This is a genomic window from Lentzea cavernae, from assembly GCF_014653695.1.
Lineage (GTDB): Bacteria > Actinomycetota > Actinomycetes > Mycobacteriales > Pseudonocardiaceae > Lentzea > Lentzea cavernae.
The window spans coordinates 670,779-690,274 of sequence record NZ_BNAR01000005.1; the positions used below are offsets into that span (position 1 = coordinate 670,779).

Sequence of the window (19,496 nt, forward strand, 5' to 3'; positions counted from 1 at the left end):
CGGGTGGGAGTTATGCGTTCGCCGCGGCGAGGACGACGCGGGCGAACTCGTCCGGCGTGTCCGCGGCCACGACGTGGTCGTCGCGCATCGGCGCGATCAGCTCGTCGCTGTAGTAGCCGGAGACGTGCACGACGACGTCCGTGCCGGGTGCGATGAGGCCGCGTTCCCGCGCCACCAGTACCCCGGTCAGCGCCTTCACGAGCGACCACTCGCGGATCAGCCCGGGTTCGGCGACCTCGATGCCCGCGCGGGCGGCCAGCGCGCGCACGCGGTCGAACCGGTCGAGGCACTCGCGTTTGGACACGACGACACCTCCGCCACCGTGCCGCTCGACGATCGCGTTGATCTCCGTGCTCGTCACCGGCGCCTTCGTGTAGAAGGTCGAGTCGATGACCTCCTCGGGATCGGCGGTCACCAGCGGGAACTCCGGAGCGGCGTCCTGGCGCCACAGACCGCTCGCCGCGTCGAACTCGTAGTCGGGCACCTTCGTGTTCAGCAACGACGTCACCATGTCCGCCGTCGCCAGCTGCTGCACCAGGAAGAAGCCGGGGTGGCGCGCCACGGGCGTGCCGCGCTCGGCGAGGCGCCGCAGACCGAGTCCGTAGCCCAGCAACCCGAACGCGCTCGACACCGCGTGGGCGTGCGTCCTCGGCGGGGAGTCGCCGGTGATCGGCAGCAACTCGGCCTCGGCGAACGCGCGCACCGCGTCGGCGATGCGGTAGTTGTCCAGGTCGAGGGTGTACCAGACGCGGAAACCCGTGGTGTCGAGCACTTCCTGCTCGAGCCGGGCGACGACCTCACCGCTGATCAGCTTCACGTCGGCCGGCCGGTCGACGTGCGCGAGCACCAGCGGGTTCGCCGTGCGCAGCGTGGCGTCGGCGGTCAGCGGACTCCCGCGCAGCTTGGAGCGCGACGCCCTGGGCGCGAGCATCACGATGCGCAGCTGGTCCGGCGTGACGATGCCGGTGGCGTACGCGCGTGCCACCGCGTCCCGCAACGCGGTGCCCTTGTTGCCCGAGGTCGGCGTGATCAGCAGGACCCGTTCGCCGGTCCGCCGGATGTGGCTCACCGCGCGGGAGATCATCAGCAGGGACGCCACGGTCTTCGTGGTGCGCACGGCGGGGTTGCGAATGAGGTCCAGCAGGTAGGTGTGGTCGTCGACCTCGGTAAGGCCGATGTCGGTGACGTCGGTGAACGCGTCGAACCGCTCGACGGGCACGAGCGGGATCACCGGCTGGTCCGCGCGCCCGGCGGCGACCGCGCGGGCGGTCGCCTGGATCTCCTCGAAGTACCTGGACAACGCGTTGGGCACGACGCCCGAGACGATGGTCTTGCCCGCTGCGGACATGCTGGAATCCACTCCTCGCATTGGTCTTGGCCTACCTGGACAGCTCGCCGATGACGAGCTCCTCCACCGCGCGAGCGAGCCGCCCGACCGTGGGTGAGTCGAACAGCACGCGCACGGTCACGTCGACGTCGAACGCCTGGCTGACCCGTGACGCGATCCGCATGGCCTGCAACGAGTTCCCGCCGAGCTCGAGGAAGTCGTCCTCGACACCGACGGCGTCGACACCGAGCGCCTCGGCCCAGATGTCGCGGATCAGCTTCTGCTGCGGGTTGCCGGGAGCGACGTACGGCGTGGTGAGGTTGCGGTGCTCGGCGCCCGGTGCGGGCAGCGCGGAGCGGTCGACCTTGCCGTTGGTGTTCAACGGCAACGCGTCGAGCGGAACGAACGAGCTCGGCACCATGTACTCGGGCAACCGCGTGCGGACGAACGCGCGCAGCTCGGCGGCGTGCGGGACCTTCCGGCCCGGCACCGCGACGAGGTAGGCGGCGAGCGACCAGGCGTCGTCGGTCGACCGGCGCGGTACCGTCACCGTCTCGCGCACGTCCGGGTGCGCGCCCAGCACCGCGTCCACTTCGGACGGTTCGACGCGGTGCCCGCGCACCTTGACCTGGTTGTCGGCCCTCCCGAGGAACTCGATCTCGCCGGTGCTGATGACGCGGGTGAGGTCGCCCGTGCGGTACATGCGCGCGCCGGGCTCCGGTGAGAACGGATCGGGCAGGAACCTTTGCGCCGTCAGAACCGGTCTGCCCACATAGCCTTGCGCGACACCCTTGCCACCCAGGTAGAGCTCTCCCCGCTCCCCGGTGGCGACGGGCTGCAGCGAGGTGTCGAGCAGATAGGCCGACACACCGGGCAGAGGGCGGCCGAGCGGCGGCGTCTCCGGCCACTTCACCGGGTCCCCGACCATCGTGCAGGCGGTCGCCTGGTGCGTTTCCGAAGGGCCGCACTGGTTCTCGAGCACCGCGCCGGTGACGGCGAAGAACCGCCGGATGTCCGCGTTGAGCCGGAGTTGCTCGCCCGCGGACACCACCTCGTTGAGCGTCAACGACTCCGTCAGCTCGGGGTGCGCGACGGCTGCGGCGGCCAGCTGCCGCAGGAACGCGGGTGACAGGTACAGCCGCTGCACGCCCTGTTCGGCAACCAGGCGGAGCAGCGCGACCGGATCCCGCCGGTGCTCCTCGGTCACCAGCACCAGCGAACCTCCGCTGAGCAGGGCGCCGAAGATCTCCTGCAACGACACGTCGAAGCCCAGCGAGGTGAACTGCAGCCAGACCTCGGGCCCGGTGCCCCGGGCCACCGCCCAGTCCGCGACCTTCGCGATCGCCTCGCCGCGCAACGCGATGCCCTTGGGCTCGCCCGTCGAGCCCGAGGTGAAGAGGACGCACCGCACGTTCCGCTCGTCGAGTTCACGCGCGGGTGGCGTGGCGGGGAACTCGTCGTGCTCGGGCAGTGGTTCGCTCAGCACGAGCCGGGCGGAGGCGATGTCGCACATGGCCTCGTGGCGTTCCGCGGGGTGGGTGGGGTCCATCGGCAGGAAGGCCGCACCGGTCTTGAGCACCGCGAGCATCGCCACGAAGGCCGCCGGGGTGCGGTCGAAACACGTCGCCACGACGCTCCGGCTCTCGATTCCCTTCGCGCGCAACGCGTGCGCCAGCCGGTTCGCGCGTTCCTCGAGCTCGCGGTAGGAGACGTGAACCGGCCCGGCGACGACGGCGACGGCGTCCGGCGTCGCGGCGGCCTGCGCCTCGAAGCGCTCGATGATGTCCACCACCGCAGCATCAACGCCCCCGGACAGCGGGAGCAACGCCGATTGCACGTAGTCCACGCGAAGTCCCGCTGCTTCGTTGCTTGCTCACGAGGCGGCGGACTTCACTGGCGATCACGAGCGGCGGCACGAGCGAATCGAGGCCACATGGCGGACGAGTCGGCGGGTTTCTTCAAGGTGGTCGTCAACCACGAGGAACAACACTCGATCTGGCCGGCGCACCGCGCCACGCCCGCGGGATGGCACGAGGCAGGCGTGTCGGGCAGCCGGGAGGAGTGCCTCGAGCACATCCGCACCGCCTGGCCGGACATCACCCCGCTGAGCGTGCGCACCGCGCGGAACGCCTGAGCCTCCGGAGACCCGATGACCGACCGGCTTTCCACCGACATGGCCGACCTGCTGGCGCAGAGGATGCGAGGGGGCGGTGCCTCCGCGATCCCCCGGTGCACGGCCGAGCGGCCGCCGCTGTCGTTCGCCCAGCAGCGCCTGTGGTTCCTCGACCAGCTCCACCCCGGCTCGATCGCCTACACCACCTCGGACACGGTGTACCGGATCCGCGGCGAGCTGGACGTCCCGGCCCTGCGGCGGGCGCTGCACGCGGTGGTCCGGCGGCATTCACCGCTGCGGTCGCGGTACGCGGTGCACGAGGGCGAGCCGTACGTGGTCGTCGACGAACCCGGCTCGGTCGGCCTGCACGTCACCGGCGTCGAAGGCGCTCTCGGCGAGCACATCGCCTCGCTGTGCGCCGAACCCTTCGACCTGAGCGCCGGTCCGCTCACCCGCGCCACCCTCCTCAGGGTCGCGGAGGACGACCACGTGCTCGTCGTGGTGGTGCACCACAGCGTGTTCGACAGCTGGTCGATGGACGTCTTCGAACGTGATCTCGCCGCCGCGCACACCGGTGCCGAACTCCCGCCGCTGGCGGTCGAGTACCCGGACTACGCGGCGTGGCAACAACAACGACTCACCCCGGCGGCGGTGGAACGGCATCTGGCGCACTGGCGGGCCGAGCTGGACGAGGCCCCGACCACGTCGGCGTTGCCGACCGACCACCCGCGCCCCGCGACGCCGTCCTACCGCGGTGGCATCACCCGGTTCACGGTGCCGGAGACCACGGCCGACCGGCTCCGCGCGATCTCACGCGCACACGGCGCGACGTTGTTCATGACGACGCTCACCGCGTTCCAGGTCCTCATGTCACGCCACATCGGCTCCACCGACGTCCTCACCGGATGCCCCGCGGCCGGTCGCACGCGACAGGAACTGGAGCAGGTGGTGGGGTTCTTCGTGAACACCCTGCCGATCCGCACTCGGCTCGCGGGCACGTTCTCCCAGGCGCTGCACCAGGTGCGCGAGACCGTGCTCGGCGCTTTCGCCCACCAGGACCTGCCGTTCCAGCACATCGTCGAGGACCTCGGCGCCACAGGTGACGTCAGCCGCAACCCGCTGGTGCAGACGTGGTTCGACGTGGCGGCGCCGCAGCAGCCGTTCCAGATCGGTGCCGCCCACGTCGAACGGCTCCGCCCTGCCGAGACCCCGACGAACTTCGACCTGCTGATCCGCCTGGAGGACAACGGATCCGGTCCGCTGCGCGGCGAGCTGGTGCACGCGATCGACCTGTTCGACGTCACCACGGCCGAGAGTTTCGCCGAGCAGTACGCCCATCTCCTGGCAGCGGTGGCGCACGACCCCGACCGGCTCGTGACCGACCTGCCGATCGCCGACCCCGCGGCCGTCACCGCGCGGCTCGACGCGTGGCACGCGGACCGCGACCGCGAGTGGCCGCGGGAGACCACGGCGCAGGCGTTCGAACGGCAGGTCCGCGCCACACCGGACGCGGTGGCACTCGTGCACGGTGCCGAGCGGCTCACCTACGCGTCCCTCAACGCACGGGCCAACCAGCTCGCCCACGACCTCATCGCGGACGGCGTGCGCCCCGACGAGGTGGTCGCGTTGAGGCTCCCCCGCGGCACCGGCTTCATGATCGCGTTGCTGGCGGTGCTCAAGGCGGGCGCGGGGTACCTGCCGCTCGACCCCGCCCACCCCGAGGACAGGATCTCCTTCCAGCTGGCCGACGCGGGCGCCCGCCACGTGATCACCGACGTCACCGGCACCGGCGGGACGGACGACCCGGTGACGGCGGCGACCGAGGACGGGCTCTGCTACGTCATCCACACCTCCGGCTCCACCGGGCGGCCCAAGGGCGTCGCGATGGCGCACCGGCCCCTGCTCAACGTGATCCGCTGGCAGATCGAGCGCACCACCTCCACCGGCCCGACCCTGCAGTTCTCCGCGCTGAACTTCGACGCGGCGTTCCAGGAGATCTTCACGACGTTCCTCACCGGCGGCACTCTCGTGCTGATCGACGAGGACGAGCGGCGCGACCCGCACCGGGTGCTCGCCGCGATCCGGGAGCACGGGGTGCGCCGGCTCTTCTGCCCGCCGATGGTCCTGCAGCAGCTGGCTTCCTGCGGCGGCGAACCTCCGGAGCTGGACGAGGTCATCACCGCCGGTGAGCGGCTGCACCTCGGCGACGACGTCCGCGGCTTCCTCGCCCGCATCCCCGGCGTAGTGCTGGAGAACCAGTGCGGCCCCACGGAGAGCCACTGCGTCGTGGCGCACCTGATGACCGGCGACCCCGCCCGGTGGCCGGTGCGGCCGCCGATCGGCAGCCCGCTGACGAACACCCGGCTCCACGTCCTCGACGAGCAGCTGCGGCACGTCCCCGCCGGCGTGCCGGGCGAGCTGTACGTCGGCAGGGACGCGCTCGCGCGCGGGTACGTGGGCCGGCCCGCCCTGACCGCCGAGCGGTTCCTGCCGGACCCGTTCTCCGCCGAGCCCGGCCGGCGCATGTACCGCACCGGCGACGTGGTGCGGTGGCGGCACGACGGGACGGTCGAGTTCCTCGGCCGCGCCGACGACCAGGTCAAGATCCGCGGCTACCGGGTGGAACCGGGCGAGGTCGAGGCGCGGCTGCGGGAGCTCGCCTGCGTGGGTGAGGCCGCGGTCCTGCCGGTCGAGGTGGTGCCGGGTGACCGCAGGCTGGTCGGGTATGTGACGGCCACGCTCGACGGTGCCGGGGTGCGGGCCGCTCTCGCCGGGGTGCTGCCGGACTTCATGGTGCCCGCGCACGTCGTCGTGGTGCCCGCGCTCCCGCTCACCACGACGGGCAAGGTCGACCGGCAGGCGTTGCGGCGCTTCGAGGTGCCGGCACCGGAGACCACGTCCCGTGCGCCGCGGGGACCGGTGGAGGAGGTGCTGGCGGCCGAGTTCTCGTCGGTGCTGGGGGTGCCGCACGTCGGCGCGGAGGACAGCTTCTTCCTCCTGGGCGGGCACTCCCTGCTGGCCACACGGCTGATCGCGCGCATCCGTTCGGCGCTGGCGGTCGAGATCGGCATCAGGGACCTGTTCGCGGATCCGACCGTCGCCGGGCTGGCCACCGCGATCGAGGGTGCTCGCGCGGCGAGGCCCGCGCTGACCGCCGCGCACCGGCCGGACGTGCTGCCGCTGTCCGCCGCGCAACGCCGCATCTGGTTCCTCGACCAGGCCGGTCAGGGCGCGGACTACAACAGCCCCGTGGCGTTTCGGCTGCGCGGTGAGCTGGACGTGGCGGCGTTGCGCGCCGCGATCGCCGACGTCGTGATGAGGCACGAGTCGCTGCGCACGGTCTACCCGGCGTCCGGGGGTGAGCCGCACCAGCGCGTGCTGCCGTCGTGGACACCGGAGATCACCGAGCTCGACCCCGGGTTCGGCACCCGGCCGTTCGACCTCACCGCCGAGCCGCCGGTGCGCGTCGCCCTGAGCGGGACGGGTCCCGGTGACCACGTGCTCGCCCTCGTGATCCACCACATCGCCACCGATGGTGCGTCGTGGGACGTGGTGCTGCGCGACCTCTCCACCGCCTACGCGGCACGGATCGACGGTCGCGCACCGGATTTCGCCCCGTTGCCCGTGCACTACGCCGACTACACGCTGTGGCACCGGGAACTGCTCGGCGACGAGGACGACCCCCGCAGCCTGGCCGCGCGCCAGCTCGCGTTCTGGCGCGACCGGCTCGCGGGCGCTCCGGTCGAGCTGCCCCTGCCGCGGGACCGGCCGCGTCCGGCGGTGGCGAGCAACGCGGGCGGCACCGTGCCCGTGGTGTTCGACGGCGCCCTGCGCACACTCGCGGCGGCACACGGCTGCACGGTGTTCATGGTGCTGCACACGGCTTTCGCAGCACTGCTCACCCGGCTCGGAGCGGGCACCGACCTCCCCGTCGGCACTCCGGTGGCGGGACGCACCGACGAGGCGCTCGACGACGTCACGGGCTTCTTCGTCAACGCGCTGGTGCTGCGCACCGACACCTCCGGCGACCCGACCTTCGCCGAGCTGCTGGCGCGGGTCAGGGACACGGCGCTGGCCGCCTACGAACACCAGGACGTGTCGTTCGACCGCGTCGTCGAGTCGGTCAACCCCGAACGCTCGCTGGCGCGGCACCCGTTGTTCCAGGTGCTGCTGCAGGTCGACGGCAGCGGCTCCCGGCTCGCGCTGCCCGGCGTGGAAGTCGCCGAGGAGGCCGTGGAGTTCGCCGTGTCCAAGTTCGACCTGCGGCTCGCGGTCACCGACGACCGGAGCGGGGATCTGCACGGCGTGCTCGAGTACGCGACGGACCTCTTCGACCACGGCACGGCGGCGGCGTTCGCACGACGTCTGGGACTCGTGCTGGCGCACTTCGCCGCCGAACCCGGCAGCCGGATCAGCTCGCCCGACCTGCTCGACGCGGACGAACGCCGGCGGATCCTCACCGAGTGGAACGACACGACGGTCGCGCCGCCGTCCGAGACGGTCTCGCAGCTCGTGGAAACGCAGGCGCCGCAGGGCATCGCGGTCGTGGCGGGTGACGAGTCGATCACCTACCGGGAGTTGAACGAACGGGCGAACCGGCTCGCGAGGCACCTGCTCGACCTCGGTGCCGGACCGGACCGGCTGGTGGCGATCGCGCTGCCCCGCACGCCGGACCTGGTGGTGGCGCTGCTGGCGGTCTGGAGGGCCGGGGCGGGGTACGTGCCGCTCGACCTGGGCCAGTCCGCGCCACGGCTCGCGACCGTGCTCGGCGACGCGGCCCCGGTGCTCACGCTGACCACCGCGGAGTTGCTGCCGCGGCTGCCCGGCTGCCCGGTCGTGGTGCTGGACGCTCCGCAGACCGCGCAAGCCGTTGCCGCACAGGACGACGCGCCTCTTGCGCCACCCGCACCGGCGCACACCGCGTACGTGATCCACACGTCGGGCTCGACAGGTGCGCCGAAGGGCGTGGTGATCGAGCACCGTTCGCTCGCGCTCTACCTCGCGTGGGCGCGGCACGCGTACCCGGCGATGGCGGGCCGGGCGCTGGTGCACTCCCCCATCGTGTTCGACCTGACCGTGACCGGTGTCTGGGGCCCGCTCACCTGTGGCGGCGAGGTCCACCTGGTGACGCTGGACGACACCGCGCCCGAGCCCGTCGACCAGCCGACGTTCGTCAAGGCGACGCCGTCGCACCTCGCGTTGTTCGGGGTGCTGCCGGAGAAGTGCGCGCCGACCGGGCAACTCGTGCTGGGCGGCGAACTGCTGCTCGGGGCCGCGCTCGACGAGTGGCGCTCGCGGCACCCCGGGGTCACCGTGATGAACGAGTACGGGCCCACCGAGACCACGGTCGGCTGCGCCGAGTTCCGCATCGCTCCGGGCGATCCGGTACCGGCGGGCGGCGTCACGATCGGCCACCCGATCTGGAACACCCGGTGGTACGTGCTGGACGAGGCGCTGAACCCGGTGCCCGCGGGCGTGGTCGGCGAACTGCACATCGGCGGCGGGCTGCTGGCCCGCGGCTACCTCTGCAGGCCGGACCTGACCGCGAACCGGTTTCTGCCCGACCCGTTCGGCGAGCCCGGCGAGCGGATGTACCGGACGGGCGACATGGTGCGGTGGCGGTCCGACGGGCAGGCGGAGTTCGTCGGCAGGTCCGACGACCAGGTGAAGGTGCGCGGGTTCCGGGTCGAACTGGGCGAGGTCGAGGCCGCGCTCCGCGCACGGCCCGGTGTCGCCGCGGCCGCGGCGGTCGCGCTGGACAACAGGATCGTCGCCTACGTCGTGCTGACCGGAAAACCCGGCGACCTCACCGACCTGCCGCTGCCGGAGTACATGCGGCCGTCGGTCGTGGTCGAGCTCGATCGGTTGCCGTACACCAAGAACGGCAAGCTCGACCGCTCGGCGCTGCCGGCGCCGGTCGTGACGAGCGCGGGACGCGAACCCAGGACCGCGCGCGAAGCGGTGCTGTGCGACCTGTTCGCGGAGGTGCTCGGGCTGCCGAGGGTCCGGGCGACCGAGAACTTCTTCGAACTGGGCGGGCATTCGCTGCTGGCGGCGCGGTTCGTCGCGCGAGCGAGGACGCACGGACTGGACCTCGGCGTGCAGGACCTGTTCGCGGCGCCCACGGCGGAGGACCTCGCGACGAGGCCGGACTCCGGTGAGCAGAGCGATCTGCTGCCACTGCGGTCCGGCACGCGCACACCGCTGTTCTGCGTGCATCCGGGCGCGGGCATCGGCTGGGTCTACACGTCGCTGCTCGACCACCTCGACCGCGACCAGCCGGTGCACGCGCTGCAGGCGCGCGGTGTCCGCGATCCGCACGCGGTGCCGGGCAGCGTGGCGGAGATGGCCGCGGACTACGTGGAGCAGATCCGCGCGGTCCAGCCGCACGGGCCGTACCAGCTGCTCGGCTGGTCGTTCGGCGCACTCGTCGCACACGCCATGGCCGTGCGGTTGCAGGAACTCGGTGAACCGGTCGAACTGCTCGCACTGCTGGACGGCTATCCGGCCGATGACGACACCCCTCCTCTCGCGGACACCGACGCGCTGGCCGAGTTGCTCGACTCGCTCGGCCATGACGTCACGACCGCGCCGGGCATCGAGGACTTCGTGCGCATCGCGAACAGCGCCGGCCCGCTCGCCGGTTTCGACGACGAGATGATCACCGCGCTCGGGCGGGTGTTCGTCGCCCACGCGGGCCTCGGCCGCACCCACCGCCCGTCGGTCCTCCGCGGTGACGCCGTCCTGTTCACCGCGACTCCGGGTGACGCGACGCCCCAGTCGTGGCGGCCCCACCTCACCGGCGTGATCGAGCACCACGAGATCCCGTGCAGACACGGCGAGATGGTGCACGCCGAACCAGCGCGGCTGATCGCCGCCGTGCTGAACGACAAGCTCAACCGGGGGTAAGACAACCATGATCGACACTGTCGACGACGTCGTCCACACCATCTCCGCCGAGGAGGCGCGGGACGTGCTGGAGATCGCGGAGAAGCTGCGATCGGTCTCCAGCGAGATCGACGACGCGCACTGGGTCGCCGCCGCCCGCGCCGCATGGGACCTGCTGCCCGTCACGTACCGGCGGCGCGTCAGGGAGTTCCGGCGCCACTCCGGCCCGGCGGGCGCCATGATCGTGCGCGGGCTGCCCGTCGACGAGGCGGCTTTGCCGCCCACGCCGACGGTCAGGGGTTCTGTGCAGCGTGCGACGAGCACACCCGCCGCGTTGCTGGTGATGACCGCCTGCGGGCTGGGCGACCCGGGAGCGTTCCTGGCGGAGAAGTCCGGCGCGCTGGTGCAGGACGTCGTGCCGGTGCCGGGCCAGGAGCAGTTCCAGGGCAACGCCGGGTCGGTCGACCTGATGATGCACAACGAGAACGCGTTCCACCCGCATCGCCCGGACCACGTGATGCTGCTGTGCCTGCGACCGGACCACGAGCGCGTCGCCGGGTTGTCCACGGCGTCGATCCGCGAGGCGCTCCCGCTGCTCACACAGGACGCCAGGACCCGGCTCTCCCGGCCGGAGTTCAGCACCCAGCCGCCGCCGTCGTTCGGTGCCGGCGGCGGAGCGCAGCCGAGCCACCCGGTGCTGGCGGGCGACCTCGGTGATCCCGCCGTGCAGGTCGACTTCGCCGCCACCGTCGCCCTCACCCCGGAAGCGGAGGCCGCTCTGGCGGAGCTGTCCGGGGCGCTGGCCTCGGTGGCGCGGACGGTGCGCATGGGATCCGGCGACCTGGCCATCGTCGACAACCGCACCAGCCTGCACGGCCGGACCGCGTTCCGTCCCCGCTACGACGGGCGCGACCGGTGGGTGCAGCGCACGTTCGCGTTCGCGGACCTGCGCCGTTCGCGGGACTTCCGGCCGTCCGACAGCTACGTGCTGACCCGATAGGAGAACCGTGGAACTGGGTGATGTGCTCACCGTCCTCGCGACCGAGGCCTCCGACGACACCGGCGGCCGGCCGAGCGACGAGGCGTTGACGGCGCTGCGCCGCGCGGGTGTGCTGAGGCTCCCGCTCAGCGCCGACGACGGTGGCGGCGGGGCGAGCTGGGCCGAGGCGAACGCGGTCATCACCTCCCTGGCCAGGGTGGACGCGTCGACGGCCATCGTCGTGTTCCTGCACTACGCGGCACTGAGCAGGATCGTCCACTGGGGCACGCCGGAGCAGCGCAAGCGGCTGCTCACGGCGGTCGTCGACGACGGGATGATCTTCGCGTCGTCGTGGAGCGAACCCGGTGCGGGGGCGTCGAAGCAGAAGATCGCCACCTCGGCGGCGCCGCGGGCGGACGGCGGCTGGCTGCTCGACGGCGCGAAGTCGTTCACCACGAGCGCGGGCGTGGCGGAGCTCTACCTGGTGCTCGCGAAGACCGGTGAGGCGGACGGGCCTGCCGGCAGTTACGGGCAGACGAACCAGGGCCTGTTCGTCGTCGAGGCCGCCCGGCCCGGCTTCGTCTTCGACGGCGTGCTGGACCTGGCCGGGATGCGGCGTTCGGCGACCGGGCTGATCAGGCTCGATTCCTACGTGGCAGGCCCGGACGACGCGCTGGCGAGCCCGGCGGACACCCCGGCCGTGATCAGCCACCCGCACACGCTCGGGCTGACCCTCGGCGCCGTGGGACTCGGGGTGGCGGAGAGCGCGTACGAGATCGCGCTCGCGACCGCGGCGCAACGCGGTCTCGACAGCCCGCTGCACCGGCACCAGCTGTTCGAGCTCCACGCGTCGGTCAGCGCGATCCGCGGTGTCGTGCAGGCGGCGACGCAGGGCGACGGGGACAGGTCGCGCGCGGCACTGACGGCGAAGGTGTTCGCGTCCGAGCGGGCCGAGTCGATCTGCCGGGTGGCGCAGGAGTTCGCGGGCAGCGCGGCGTTCGCCCGCACGCACCCGCTCAACCGGCTCGCCCAGGACGCACGCGCGGTGACGCTGATGGGACCGCCCAACCACCTGTGCCGCGAGCTGGTCACCCGATGAGGGTCGGCGCGATCGTCCTGCCGGAACACGGATGGGCGCGGACGCGGGAGACGTGGCGCAGACTCGAGGAGATGGGCCTGGACCACGCATGGACCTTCGACCACCACTCGTGGCGTGACCTGCGGGACTCGCCCTGGTACGACGCGATCTCCACGCTCACCGCCGTGGCCGCCACCACCGGCACGATCCGGATCGGCACGATGGTGTCGACGCCGAACTTCCGGCATCCCGCGGTGCTGGCGAAGCAGGTGATGACGCTCGACGAGATCTCCGGGGGCCGGTTCGTCCTCGGGATCGGCGCGGGCGCGCTGGGCGCCGACTCCGGGCTCCTCGGCGGGCCGGAGCTCTCCCCCGCGACGCGCGCCGATCGGTTCGCCGAGTTCGTGGAGCTGTCGGACCGCCTGCTGCGCTCTCCCGCCACAACGTTCTCGGGGTCGTTCTACGAGGTGGTGGACGCCAGGATGGTCCCCGGCTGCGTGCAGCGGCCCCGCGTGCCGTTCGCGATCGCGGCCACGGGTGCGCGTGGCCTGGACCTCGTGGCGACGCACGCGCGGACGTGGGTGACGATCGGCGACGCCCGGCGGCCGGGTGAGCGGACCGACACCGAGAGCAGGCAGGTGCTGCGCCGGCAGCTCTCGCTGCTCGCCGAGGCGTGCGAGAAGCGGAACCGCGAACTCGGTTCGGTCGGGAAGCTCGTGAACCTGAGCCGGGCGTTCGAGGCGCCGTTCGCCTCCCCCGCGCGGTTCGCGGACCTGCTCGGCACGTGCGCCGAGCTGGGCTTCACGGACGTCGTGGTGAACCACCCCCGGCCGTCCGGGGTGTTCGCCGGTGACGTCACGGCGTTCGAACGGGCGGTGCTCAGCACGAGGTAGTCCAGTCAACGTTGAATAGTCGCCCCCAGCAGGGGATCCACCACCCACCACCGGACAATTCACCCCGGCGGCCCCCGGGGCGGGTTGTACGACCCCCTCGCCGTCCCTACAGTGGGGATGAGAGGCTCGCCTTTCAGTTCTCGGGGGGAATTGCTGTGAGGGTCAAACTGCTGGGGCCGTTGCACGTGGGTGAAGAATTCGGACCTCAATGCGCGCCGACCGCACCGAAACCACGTCAATTGCTCGCGTTGCTGGCGCTGAACGCGAACAAAACGGTGTCCATGTCGATGTGCGTGGACGAATTGTGGGACACCAAACCGCCGGCGACTGCGGTGTCCACCGTGCAGACGTACGTGCTGCAGATCCGTCGCGCGCTGCGCCGGCTGCCGGGGACGGACGAGCGCCTGCACACCCGTCCGCGCGGGTACGAGCTGACGCTCGACCACGACGAGCTGGACCTCACCGGGTTCACCGATCGCGTCGCGCGCGCACGGCGGGCGTTCGCGCTCGACGACTACGAAAGTGGTGCGCTGCTGCTGCGTGAGGCGCTCGGCGAATGGACCGGTGAGGCGCTCGCCGACGTCGACGCGGGGCCGTTGATCTCTGCCCACCTGACCACGTTGCGCGAGCTGCGGTTCAGCTGCCTGGAGGAGCGCATCGAGGCGGAGCTCCGCCTCGGCCTGCACCACGAGCTGATCAGCGAGCTGCTCGGGCTCGTGCAGGAGTACCCGGTGCACGAGAACCTGCACGCCCAGCTGCTCGTCGCACTGCACCGCGCGGGCAGGCGGGCGCAGGCGGTCGAGCAGTACACGCGGCTGCGCAGGTCGTTGCACAAGGACCTCGGCATAGCGCCGTCTCCCCGGATCGAGCACCTCTACCGAGCGGTGGTCTCCGCTGACCCGGCGCTCGACCCGCCGCGTGCCGGGGCGAGCGCCATCGCCCGCTCGCTCGACCTGGTCGAACAGGTCTCCTGACGGACGCCGCCGGTGCGCGCCGCCGCTGGTCAGCGGTGGTGCAGCACCCGGTAGGCGTGCGCGATGGACACCAGCGTCGTGTGGTGGTGCCAGCCCTGGAACGACCTGCCCTCGAAGTGGCGCAGTCCCATCCGCTCACCGAGCTCGACCAGGTCGCCTCCCGCGCGGCGGCGCAGGGCCAGCAGCTCGATCAACGCGGGTGGCCGCACCGCCTCGAGGTTCGTCAGCCACACCGAACGAGGCCGGCGCAGGTCCGGTGCCCACTCGGCGATCACTTTGCCCGCACGGTGGGATGTGACGTAATGCGGCCGTGACGCGCGGTGGTCCCACCACCGCAGCGTGATCGCACCGGACCCCATGGACCTGGCCAGCCCGTCGCTCACCACAGGTGTGCGCGGGTCCGTGCGCACCGCGTACCGCAGTCCCCGGCTCTCCAAGCCCCGGACCAGGCGGTCCACCGCGGTCTGCGTTCGCGCGTCCACGATCACGGGCAGCGGCTTCTGCTGCCACCGGCCCGTCATCTCGTCGATCGCGTCGAGCACCGAACACCACCACGGGACGTGCTTGTCCTCGTCGGTCAGCCGGGCCCGCGTACGGCGTGCGACGTCGTCGTCCCAGGTGGGAGGCAACAACAACCGCCAGTTGAGGGGCACGCACCCCCGCGCTCCGGCGGCGACCACGGAGATGCCGAGCTGGCAGTTCAGCACCCGTCCCTCCGAGGCGGCGAACTGCCGTTCCACGCCGACCGAGCTGCGGCCGGTCTTGGGGAGCGCGACCTCCTCGACGACCCACGCCTGTGGCGCCAGCGCGGCGGTGACCTGGTCCGCGAGGTGGTGCCGCACCGGCGAACAGTCCCACGGGCTCTGGTTCACGAACTGCTGAATGCATTGGTCGGCCCGCCTGCCGAGCACGTGTTCACCAATTCGGCGTACCGACTTTCTGCCCTCCACCTCCACCAGTCCACGTACGTAGACCTTGCCCCACTGCCGTTGGTCGAATCGGGTGAAGCTGGCGAAAACGGAATCACAGAAGCGAGACAGCTCGTCGGCACCGATGACGGTCTTGTGCATGAGCCCCACGCTGCACGCGGTCCGTTCAGGACCGATATAGAGCTAATTCAGGGCCGATAGTGCCGCATTTTCCGAATCACGCGGGCTGATTTTCTCTCGCGGTGTACCGCAATCCTGGCGCCAATGCCAGCGTGACGACCGCGGAGACCGCCGCGACGGTGGCGATCGCGGTCGCGGCGGACGTCAGTTCGGCGACCACGCCCGCGACCGCGGCTCCGGCGCCCTGCATGGCGAGCATCCCCGAGGACTGCAGGCCCAGCGCGTGGCCGCTGAGCTCGTCCGGGGTGAGTTCCATCAGGCGTTCCTGCAGCAGGAGGCCCGCCGAGTAGCCGATCGTGGCGATGAAGATCGCGACCACCACGACCGCGAGCGGTGGCGTGAACGCGAACACGAGGTAGGGCAGGGCGAGCACGAGGCACATCGGCACAGCGAGCCGTGCTCGCCATCGCGGTGGGAGGAACCTGCCGACCAGGGTGTCACCGACCAGCATGCCGATGGCACCGACCGCGAAGAGGAAACCCGCCCGTTGCGGCGAGTACGGCACGTAGAGGGCCTCGGCGCCGACGATCAGGCCGTTCGGCACCCACAGCGCGAGGAAGACGTACCGGCGGGGCTTCGACGACCACAGGCGCGCGTTGTCCCGCCAGGTCTCCCGCACCGAACCCCGGCCCTGCGCCCTCGGCGGCCGGTCCGTGAGGCCGAATCGGGCGGACGCGGCCGCGCCGACGAACAGCACGGCGGCGGCGATCAGCGTGCCGCGTGCGGACAGCGCGTTCACCAGCACGCCGCCGAGCGCGAAGCCGAAGATCTGCACGATGCCGTGCGACATGCTGACGACCGACCGGCCCAGCAGGTAGCCGTCGCGGTGGAGGATCTCGTTGAGCAGCCCGTAGCGCACGCCTCCGCCCAGCGCCGCGATCATGCCGAGCACGAGGACGACCACGAAGATCGCCCACACCGGCATGCCCGGTATCGCCTGCGCCGCCGTGCCGAGCGCGAACACCAGGCCCAGTCCCGACAACGCCGTGCGCGGCCGCAGCCTGTCCGAGGCGCTGAGCACCGTGGCCGCCCCGACCAGCTGCGCGAGCGACGGCCCGAACATCGCGAGCGCGGACAACAACGGGGAGTTCGTCGCCGAGTAGACCATCGTGCCCAGCGCGAGTCCGCTCACCGTCGTGCCCGCCACCTGCAGTGCCGACGACACGAAGAACGGCGTGAACTCCCGCACGCCGAAGAGATCCCGGTAGGTCCGCACAGCCGGGGAGTGTCACCGAACCGCGAGCGACGCCGCTAAAGTTTCGCGTGGAGGCGAAACCATGCCCTGGTGGCAGCTCAACGCGGACACGCTCGCGCGCAGCCGGTTCGTCGTGTCACCCCTGGCCGAGGTGATCGCGAGCCTCAAGACCCTGCACCGCGGCACCGGCGCGCACGCGGTCGACCGCCGCTGGGCAGACCAGCACCTGCCCGCCTTCCACGCCCGGCTGGAGAGCGACCCGATCACCGCACTGGTCCTGCACACGGCCCTGCGCCCCTACTGGAACGCCGAGTTCCTCACCCCGACCCCGACCGGCGCGGGCGAGACGACGTTCGACGAGGAGGTCGCCCGCGTCCGCACCACCCCGCCCTCCGACGTCCGCGCCCACCTCGCCGAACAGCTCGACGAACCACTGCCCCGCGCCCTGGCCCGCGACGACCTGGCCGAACGCACGGCAGACCTGCTGGCGTGGGTGTGGTCGACCTGCGTGCGCCCCACCTGGCCGCGGCGGCGGCGGATCATCGAAGCGGACGTCGTCGCGCGCACCACGCGCCTGACGCAGGGCGGCTGGGCGGCGGCGCTCGAAGGCATGCGCCCCGGCATGCGCTGGCTGGGCGACAGTCGGCTGCGCGTCCACACCCGCGACTACCCGCCGATGGACCTCGCCGGGGCCCACCTGATGTTCGTGCCGGTGACCCCGCGGCAGAGCTGGGTGTCCTGGGACGCACCGCACCGATACGCGGTGACCTACGCGTGCTCCGGTGTGGACGGTGCCGGTTCCCCTCCCGCCGGTGCGTTGTCGCGGCTACTCGGGTCCGGGCGTGCCGAGGTGCTCGTGCTGCTCGATTCGCCGAAGAGCACCACGCAGCTGGTGGCGTTGACGGGGATGGCGCTGGGGTCGGTGGGGCGTCATCTGAAGGTGTTGCTGGACAGCGGTTTGGTGGAACGGCGGCGAGCGGGCAAGTCGGTGCTCTACTACCGCGCCCACGCGGGCACGGTGCTGATCCGGGCTCAGCGGGGCTGAAGCGATCGGGTGTCGGACGGAGCGGCGACGTCGTCGTGCGGTGGCTCAGGGCCTCGCGGTCAGCGGGAAGGTCACGCCGGTGAGCCGCTCCGACGCCTCCCACAGCCGCCGCGCCATCACCGGGTCGCTGGCCGCCGCCGAGCGGCCGACCAGTGCGGGGTGGCCGTGCAGTTCGAACCGCCCGTCCGGGCCCACGTAGCTGGCGCCTGGCAGGTCCTGGGTCGCCGCGTACAACGACGGCAGCGCGCCTTGCAGTTCGGTCTGCGCCAGGTAGCGACCGGCCAGGTGCACGATCTTGACGAGGTGCTGGTTGCGGCCCTTGGTGCCGAGGTTGGACGCCGTGTAGCCGGGGTGGGAGGACAGGGCGCGCACGGGCGAGCCCGCCTCGCGGCAGCGCCGGTCCAGTTCGAGGGTGAAGAGCAGGTTGGCGAGCTTCGAGCGGCCGTAGGCCTTCACCGGGCTGTAGCCGGAGCGGGCGAAGTCCAGGTCGTCCAGGTCCAGCGCGCCTGCCTTGTGCGCGCCGGAGGCCACGGTCACCACGCGGCCGGTGATCGAGGGCAGGAGCAGGTTGGTCAGTGCGAAGTGGCCGAGGTGGTTGGTGCCGAACTGCAGCTCGAAGCCGTCCGCGGTGCGGCCGAAGGGGGTCATGGCCACGCCGGCGTTGTTGATGAGGACGTCGAGCGGGCCCTGCCAGGCGTCGGCGAACGCGCGGACCGAGGCCAGATTCGCCAGGTCCAGCTCGCGGACCTCGGTGGTGCCGGGCATGGTGGCCGCCGCACGTGCGCCTGCGGAGGTGTCGCGCACCGCGAGCACCGTGCGGGCTCCTGCCTTGGCGAAGGCGGTGGCGGTGCCGCGGCCGACGCCGCTGGCCGCGCCGGTCACCACGACGGTGCGACCGGTCAGGTCGGGGAGGTCGTCGGCGGCCCACCGGTGCTTTGTCATGATCGCCAGTCTAGGCACCGGAACCGGCCGTGAGTGCGAGCAGAGGCACTGCGTCAGATGTCCGAGGAGCCTTGCCGCCTTGATGCCGAGGTGCGGACGAGGCGGCGCTCGCCGTCCCCCACGCGGTCGAGGAAGGTCTCCGGGCTCGGCTCCACTCGCCCCGCCCGAGGCGGTCACCGGTTCACCGGCCTCTACAGGGCCCCTGACGGCGAGGTGTCCGTCGAGGTGCACGACGGGCGGCCGGTCGACAGCAGGGAAAACCGTGAGCCAGCTCTATCTCATTTGACGGAGTGAGCACTCACTCCGCACTATGGACGTATGACACCAGCACCCGAGACCCGGCGCAGAGCGCCGGGCATGAGCGCCGAGGACCGGCGCGCCATGATCGTGCACGCGGTGCTGCCGCTCCTGATCGAGCACGGCACCAACGTGACGAGCAGCCAGATCGCCCGCGCGGCCGGCATCGGCGAGGGCACCATCTTCCGCGCGTTCAAGGACAAGGACGAGCTGTTCGACGCCTGCACGGCCGAGGCGCTGCGGCCCGACCACGTGCTCGACGCGATCGCCGAGATCCCCCTCGACCAGCCCCTGGAGGATCGGCTCGCCGAAGCCGCCGAAGCGCTCGGCGCGCACCTCGAGCGGATGAGCGCGCTGATGAGCGCCCTGCACGCGTCCGGCAGGGGCAGGCGCCGCGACCCCGGCCAGCGCACCAAGGACCAGAACGGCACGGGCAAGAGCGCGCGCCGCGAGTCGATGGCCGCCATCCGGGCCGCGATGGTCGAGTTGTTCACTCCGGAGAAGGACCGGCTGAGGCTGCCGCCCGAGCAACTCGCCGCACTCTTCCTGACCCTGCTGTTCGGCGGCCGCAGGATGACGCCGGACGTCGACGCGCCCACCACGCGCCAGGTGGTCGACTTCTTCCTGCACGGCGCCGTGGAGGCTGGATGATCCCG

Annotated in this window: 13 protein-coding genes; 8 read left to right on the top strand and 5 right to left on the bottom strand. The window is 71.8% G+C overall.

What is annotated here, in order from left to right:
• Positions 1-10: 10 nt before the first annotated feature.
• The gene (locus IE307_RS20310) at positions 11-1,348 is read right to left on the bottom strand and encodes a DUF6002 family protein (RefSeq protein WP_191299733.1); all 1,338 of its coding nucleotides are present in this window, start codon (positions 1,346-1,348) and stop codon (positions 11-13) included.
• 31 nt (positions 1,349-1,379) lie between these two features.
• Complete coding sequence (locus IE307_RS20315) at positions 1,380-3,173, bottom strand: non-ribosomal peptide synthetase (protein WP_191299735.1); 1,794 nt, start codon at positions 3,171-3,173, stop codon at positions 1,380-1,382.
• A gap of 87 nt (positions 3,174-3,260) precedes the next feature.
• On the opposite strand from IE307_RS20315, the gene IE307_RS20320 reads away from it, so the two are divergent.
• From IE307_RS20320 to IE307_RS20345, 6 genes are all read left to right on the top strand, one after another.
• The gene (locus IE307_RS20320; protein WP_191299737.1) at positions 3,261-3,461 is read left to right on the top strand and encodes an MbtH family protein; all 201 of its coding nucleotides are present in this window, start codon (positions 3,261-3,263) and stop codon (positions 3,459-3,461) included.
• A gap of 15 nt (positions 3,462-3,476) precedes the next feature.
• Positions 3,477-10,349: a non-ribosomal peptide synthetase gene (locus IE307_RS20325; protein WP_191299739.1), complete on the top strand. Its 6,873-nt coding sequence runs from the start codon at positions 3,477-3,479 to the stop codon at positions 10,347-10,349.
• A 7-nt stretch (positions 10,350-10,356) separates the two neighbouring features.
• Positions 10,357-11,328, top strand: a complete 972-nt coding sequence (locus IE307_RS20330; RefSeq protein ID WP_191299740.1) for a TauD/TfdA family dioxygenase — start codon at positions 10,357-10,359, stop codon at positions 11,326-11,328.
• A gap of 7 nt (positions 11,329-11,335) precedes the next feature.
• Positions 11,336-12,406 (top strand): acyl-CoA dehydrogenase family protein, encoded by a 1,071-nt coding sequence (locus IE307_RS20335; RefSeq protein ID WP_191299743.1) that lies wholly within the window; start codon positions 11,336-11,338, stop codon positions 12,404-12,406.
• On the top strand, positions 12,403-13,278 hold the full coding sequence (locus IE307_RS20340) for an LLM class flavin-dependent oxidoreductase (protein WP_191299744.1): 876 nt from the start codon (positions 12,403-12,405) through the stop codon (positions 13,276-13,278). The genes IE307_RS20335 and IE307_RS20340 overlap by 4 nt, the downstream gene beginning before the upstream one ends.
• Before the next feature lie 185 nt (positions 13,279-13,463).
• Positions 13,464-14,252: an AfsR/SARP family transcriptional regulator gene (locus IE307_RS20345; protein ID WP_268250388.1), complete on the top strand. Its 789-nt coding sequence runs from the start codon at positions 13,464-13,466 to the stop codon at positions 14,250-14,252.
• A gap of 29 nt (positions 14,253-14,281) precedes the next feature.
• Here IE307_RS20345 and IE307_RS20350 read toward each other — a convergent pair whose 3' ends face one another.
• A complete protein-coding gene (locus tag IE307_RS20350; protein WP_191299749.1) occupies positions 14,282-15,322 on the bottom strand; it encodes an IS701 family transposase in 1,041 nt (346 codons plus the stop codon).
• 76 nt (positions 15,323-15,398) lie between these two features.
• A complete protein-coding gene (locus tag IE307_RS20355; protein WP_191299751.1) occupies positions 15,399-16,577 on the bottom strand; it encodes an MFS transporter in 1,179 nt (392 codons plus the stop codon).
• A gap of 61 nt (positions 16,578-16,638) precedes the next feature.
• Here IE307_RS20355 and IE307_RS20360 point away from each other — a divergent pair, with 61 nt between their 5' ends.
• On the top strand, positions 16,639-17,601 hold the full coding sequence (locus IE307_RS20360) for a helix-turn-helix domain-containing protein (RefSeq protein ID WP_191299753.1): 963 nt from the start codon (positions 16,639-16,641) through the stop codon (positions 17,599-17,601).
• A gap of 45 nt (positions 17,602-17,646) precedes the next feature.
• On the opposite strand, the gene IE307_RS20365 is transcribed toward IE307_RS20360, so the two are convergent.
• Positions 17,647-18,543 carry an oxidoreductase gene (locus IE307_RS20365; RefSeq protein WP_191299755.1) on the bottom strand — a complete coding sequence of 299 codons (897 nt, stop codon included), beginning with the start codon at positions 18,541-18,543 and terminating at the stop codon, positions 17,647-17,649.
• A 357-nt stretch (positions 18,544-18,900) separates the two neighbouring features.
• On the opposite strand from IE307_RS20365, the gene IE307_RS20370 reads away from it, so the two are divergent.
• A complete protein-coding gene (locus IE307_RS20370; protein ID WP_191299921.1) occupies positions 18,901-19,491 on the top strand; it encodes a TetR/AcrR family transcriptional regulator in 591 nt (196 codons plus the stop codon).
• Positions 19,492-19,496 lie beyond the last annotated feature (5 nt).

Excerpts from the sequence above, each read along its gene's own strand:
- IE307_RS20310 (WP_191299733.1), bottom strand. The coding sequence starts at position 1,348 with ATGTCCGCAGCGGGCAAGACCATCGTCTCGGGCGTCGTGCCCAACGCG.
- IE307_RS20320 (WP_191299737.1), top strand. The coding sequence starts at position 3,261 with ATGGCGGACGAGTCGGCGGGTTTCTTCAAGGTGGTCGTCAACCACGAG.
- IE307_RS20325 (WP_191299739.1), top strand. The coding sequence starts at position 3,477 with ATGACCGACCGGCTTTCCACCGACATGGCCGACCTGCTGGCGCAGAGG.
- IE307_RS20330 (WP_191299740.1), top strand. The coding sequence starts at position 10,357 with ATGATCGACACTGTCGACGACGTCGTCCACACCATCTCCGCCGAGGAG.
- IE307_RS20340 (WP_191299744.1), top strand. The coding sequence starts at position 12,403 with ATGAGGGTCGGCGCGATCGTCCTGCCGGAACACGGATGGGCGCGGACG.
- IE307_RS20350 (WP_191299749.1), bottom strand. The coding sequence starts at position 15,322 with ATGCACAAGACCGTCATCGGTGCCGACGAGCTGTCTCGCTTCTGTGAT.
- IE307_RS20360 (WP_191299753.1), top strand. The coding sequence starts at position 16,639 with ATGCCCTGGTGGCAGCTCAACGCGGACACGCTCGCGCGCAGCCGGTTC.
- IE307_RS20365 (WP_191299755.1), bottom strand. The coding sequence starts at position 18,543 with ATGACAAAGCACCGGTGGGCCGCCGACGACCTCCCCGACCTGACCGGT.
- IE307_RS20370 (WP_191299921.1), top strand. The coding sequence starts at position 18,901 with ATGAGCGCCGAGGACCGGCGCGCCATGATCGTGCACGCGGTGCTGCCG.